This window comes from Streptomyces sp. Ru72 (assembly GCF_002920635.1).
Lineage (GTDB): Bacteria > Actinomycetota > Actinomycetes > Streptomycetales > Streptomycetaceae > Streptomyces.
This window is the reverse complement of the sequence record NZ_PQSR01000208.1, coordinates 1-4059: the sequence shown is the minus strand read 5'-3', so window position 1 is coordinate 4059 and position 4059 is coordinate 1. Positions and strand designations below refer to the sequence as shown.

The following is a 4059-nucleotide window of genomic DNA, read 5'->3' as shown; positions in this document are numbered from 1 at the left end:
GAATCCGGGAGGGCCAACCCCGGTCACAACCCTGCGTCCCGCAAGCCCAATGGGGTGAACCGTGAACGCAACGTCCCCGATGTAACCATCTGTGCCACTACGCTGCTGAACGGCCTATCAGGAGGCCATCACCCACAGGCGCGCCAACCGACCAGGTGCCCAACACACCGACTTGTGGGGTGAGAAGGAGCCAGGCCCCGCCCCAAGAAATCAGCGCACCCAGATCACCCACCTGAGTGCGCCGGGGTCGGACGGCGTACAGATCAGGATGATCATGAGCCACGGAAGCGCGCTCACACAGAAGGCCCGCTACCGCTCCCACTGCACCGGCATCGGCCACCAGACAAGCCTGCAACAGCTTGCGTCAGCAGCAGACCAGCACCCAGTGCCCGACGCAGACCGTGATCAGGCCCGTCTCGAAGCCAGCGTCTTCGAGCGCCTGGGCGGCACGGCCGACTACTGCGCCCATCCCGTCGGCGTTGCCTACACCCTCCCAGCAACCGATCACCTGGTAGTGGGAGTAGACCCGAAACTGGGACCTCATCACCGGCTCCCCGAGCACAGTCTCGGGGCCCTTCTACCGACCCGGTACACCGGCACCAAGGACTCAGTGGAGGGACCTGGCGGCATCATCGGCGCCAGACTGCGTCGAATCGACACATACGGCCTTCACCTCGGCCTCGTCGGCACCGATGCCCGCGTCGTCCTGACAGGGCCGACGCCACACCAATGGCGGTCGATCCTCGCCGACCATTGAGCCTGGTGCACCGATCACGAACTTGCACCCCTCTGGGACGCTCCCGAAATGACCCGCCCCGAACGTGACTACCTGGCCCGAGACCCCACCTGGTGGGAAGAACGAGCAGGAGCCGCTTGGATCGCCAGCGGTCTGCTGCGCCGGATCGCCCTTTTCCACACGGTGACCAAACCGTTCTGCGTCAAGTACTGGCAGCACGGCCTGGGATGGAAGTTCGAGCTGTGTTACGAGCACGGCGTCTCGGTTGACCACGACGCGCTCATCGACCACCTGACACATCCGAGATGGGGAATGGCATTGCAGGTGAAGCGTGACTTCTGCGCCTGCAAGCCATGTGACTGTGACGGCGGTGCCGAGCGCTCCTGCTGGTTCAGGTTGGACCCGGGGCTCGGCCACGGAGAAGTCGCGGTCCACTTTCGCCGAACCCGGGTTGGCTACCGCACCTCGGACGTGTACGAACGGCTGGTTGCAGCCGGAGCCCAACCAGCCTGGCTCGAGCAGGCGCTGCCAGCGCAACACGGGCGCACAGCCGACCAAACGACACCCACAGCAGCCAGGCCGCCCCGCGCTCCTGCCGTACTCGCATGATGTGCAGCGGGGTGTTCACCCGATTCCTGGGTCGCCAGCGCGAACGTCACTACGAAGGCTGTGACAGCCGACTAGCGAAACGGCGGCGCCACCTTGTGGTGAAGGGCGTCGGTGACGCGGCGCAGGAAGCGGCGCCTTTGGCCGTCGCGTGGGGGAGCGCTACGTAGGTGCGTATGCCTTGACGGTGGAGCCGGTTGTTGTCGTTTGTCGGGGCCTGTTGGGCGTAGGCGGTCGTTCGTTGCGCAGCATTTGCATGGCCCGTCCGACGGGCACGGAGGTGCGTTCGGTGCCCGCCGGACGGGAACGGCCGTGAAGTTCCGGTCAACCCTCCCGCCTCACGGGAGCGGGCCTTTTTCGCAGGTCAGGGCCGGTGTCCCCTGTGGGCATGATCAGTGTTGCGAAGGTTCAGAGGCGGAACGCCTGGCGGTACTACGTGCGTGGGGTGGCCTTCGGAGACGGCCGTCGTCCGGCCCGCCAGCCGTTGAAGGATGCCCAGGAGCAGGCCGGGCTCCCGCCCGGTCTGTGGATGGGGCGCGGCCTTGCCGCCCTCGGACTCACCGCGGGCTCGGTGGTGACACAGCGACAGATGGTGCTGCTGTTCGGGCAAGGGCGGCACCCGGACGCCGACCGCATCGAGCGTGAGCTCCTGGACGACGGCGCCGACCCAGAGACGGCACGGTTGGCCACCGTCCTCGGGCAGCCGATCGAAGAGATCGAGAAGCGCAACCAGATCCCGCTGCTCGCGCTCGACTTCACCTTCCGGCCGCAGGCGTCCCTGATCGTGCTGTGGGCACTGGGAGACGAGAAGACGCGCCGGGTCATCGAACGGGCCCACGAGCGGGCCATCGCCACCGTGCTGCGCTGGCTGGAGGATGAGGTCGCGGAGACCCGATGGTCGTCCGGCCGGAAGCGTGCAAAGGCACCGGCCCTGGTCGTCGCCGCGTTCCCGCACTTCGACAACCGCGACGGCTTCCCGCTGCTCCACGATAACTGCCTGATCCTCAACCGAGTGCAGCGCCCGGAGGGCTCCTGGTACGCGCTGGACACCGTCCGCCTGTACCAGCACGTCGTGGCGGCCGGGACGCTCTACACCTTGACCATGACCACGGAGGTTTGCGAGAAGCTGGGCCTGGCGACCGTGCCCCGGGAGGTGACACCGGGCCTGCGCCCCGTGATGGAGATAGCCGGGGTCGACCATGAGCTGATCGACTGGTCGTCCACCCGCCGCCAGCGAATCGAGGACGCCCTGGAGGGCATCACCGACCAGTACGTGAAGGACCATGGGCGGCTGCCCGGTGAGCGCGGCCGCCACGGACTCGGGTGGTGGGCGGCGCAGGACACCCGCCCAAAGAAGAAGACCCCGCGTCCCCTGGAGCAGCTGCGCGCGTGGTGGCGGGCGTCCGCGATCCTCCGCTTCGGCCAGCAGATGGTCGACGGGCTCCTGGAGCGATGCCGGGCGGCCGGGAAGGCGATCCGCGAGCGGGTGGGTCCGCTGGTGGACACCGCGCTCGCCGCCGTCGACGTCGCCGCCATCGTCTACACCGTCCGCAACACCTTCGCCCGCCGCCACGTTCTCGCCGAAGCCCGCCGGCACCTTCTGGAGACCCTGCGCGGCCGTGAGTTCACGCGCGGCCTGGACGACTACATCGCCGACAAGGCCCTCGCCCACCACTCCCGCCAGCTCACCGTTCCCCAGCCCGGCCGCCGGATCCCCTCACCGGACCAGATCACCTACACGGCCGACTTCGCCTGGCCGCACCGGTGGTGGATCGGCGGCACGGACGGCAAGCCGCCACGGGAGTCGAGCAGATACGAGCGGGCGCGAGTCGCCAGCCTCGCGGTGCAGAAAGCGATCCGCGACGCCCGCACCGCACCTGCCGTGAGGGACGGCTCCCCGACCGCCACCGCGTCGACCACCATGCACACCGGCGACCACGACCAGGCGGCGACCGAGCCGCACGCCGTTGACCACCCGGACCGGGACGCCGCCCTCACCCCGGCGCAGCGGGCCGCCGCTGTCCACGCTCACCAGCAGGCCGCGATGCCGGAGCTGCTGGAGGGCCGCACGACGGATCCGGCGACGTGGATGCGCACGCCGAAGAACCTCGCCCGGTTCGCCGCCTTCACCCGCGAGGCCGATGCCCGCCGCCGCGCATTCGCCGACCGGCCACAGCCCGAGGAGCCAGCAGACCAGGCCAGTCCCGCCAGCCAGCAGCAGCACCAGCACCCCAGACCCGCCCAGGGCAGAGGAGCGGCGCCGCGGTGAGGGACCCAGCCGGGAGGGAGCCGGGCCCACCCCGCGGGAGGCGGCACCAAGTCGCCGAGCCACCTGCCGGGACGGAGTCGACGTGCACGTCCTGAAGGTGCCAGAGAGGGGCGAGGGTGCACGGACCGACACCCGAGCATGGAGGCCCGCATGGTCGCACCGACCCCGTTCTACCTCTCGCCGGAGCTCCTGGAACGCCTGCAGCAGCTCGCCGACGCATCCCGGCTGCGGGCGGCGCTGTACACGTCACCGACGCCGCCACCGGTCCGGCGCCGGCGCCGGCAGCACCAGGGGGGCCGGCCGAACCCATGGCGTACCGCGCGCCTGCGCCGACGCTGCCAGCGGTGAGTGCGGGACGCCCGGCATCCGGTGCGTGCACTGACGATGCAGTGGCGCAGCGTAGGAAGCAGCGGTCACGGGAATGATCGGGGCCATGCCCGAGTGGATT

General features: G+C 69.5%; 4 protein-coding genes. 3 read left to right on the top strand and 1 reads right to left on the bottom strand.

Annotated features, from left to right (window positions below):
• Nucleotides 1-364: 364 nt before the first annotated feature.
• Entirely contained in the window at nt 365-544 is a 180-nt protein-coding gene (locus tag C3488_RS39300) for a hypothetical protein (RefSeq protein WP_103845593.1), read from the bottom strand.
• Between the two features lie 261 nt (nt 545-805).
• Between C3488_RS39300 and C3488_RS40315 the strand changes: the two genes are divergently transcribed.
• The 3 genes from C3488_RS40315 to C3488_RS39290 all read left to right on the top strand — a co-directional run bounded on the left by C3488_RS40315 (nt 806) and on the right by C3488_RS39290 (nt 3959).
• Entirely contained in the window at nt 806-1345 is a 540-nt protein-coding gene (locus C3488_RS40315; RefSeq protein WP_146068030.1) for a hypothetical protein, read from the top strand.
• A gap of 385 nt (nt 1346-1730) precedes the next feature.
• The gene (gene mobF, locus C3488_RS39295; protein WP_103845595.1) at nt 1731-3611 is read left to right on the top strand and encodes a MobF family relaxase; all 1881 of its coding nucleotides are present in this window, start codon (nt 1731-1733) and stop codon (nt 3609-3611) included.
• Nucleotides 3612-3761: 150 nt separating this feature from the next.
• Complete coding sequence (locus tag C3488_RS39290) at nt 3762-3959, top strand: hypothetical protein (RefSeq protein WP_103845594.1); 198 nt, start codon at nt 3762-3764, stop codon at nt 3957-3959.
• The last annotated feature ends 100 nt before the right edge of the window (nt 3960-4059 follow it).